Origin of the sequence: Mesorhizobium sp. M2E.F.Ca.ET.209.01.1.1, from assembly GCF_004010375.2 — a bacterium.
In the GTDB taxonomy this organism is placed as follows: domain Bacteria; phylum Pseudomonadota; class Alphaproteobacteria; order Rhizobiales; family Rhizobiaceae; genus Mesorhizobium.
On record NZ_SADP02001399.1, the window covers coordinates 1 to 279 of the forward strand.

Consider the following 279-nt stretch of genomic DNA (forward strand, 5'->3'; position numbering starts at 1 on the left):
GCGAGACCGCCGACGGTCTATACGTAGTCCGCTCTGGTTCGGTGCGCATCTTTGTCGAAGAGCACGGCAAAGAAACCAGCATGGGCGTGCGCAAGTCGGGCGAAATTTTCGCCGACATCGCGATGCTGCGCACCTATGTGCATGAAGCGTCGGTGCGGGCCTCCGCGAAAACCGAGTTGCTGTTCATTCCACGCGCCGCAATCGAGCCGGTTATTGCAGGCAATCAGGCGGCGCTCGCCTTTGTCGCGAGCTATGTAGCCATCAACTCGGCAGGCGGCT

1 protein-coding gene is annotated in these 279 nt (G+C 60.6%); it reads left to right on the forward strand.

Annotation, left to right across the window (positions count from 1 at the left end; all coding sequences use genetic code 11):
• A partial coding sequence (locus tag EN852_RS40560; protein ID WP_135880027.1) for a cyclic nucleotide-binding domain-containing protein occupies nt 1-279 on the forward strand: 279 nt, incomplete at both ends.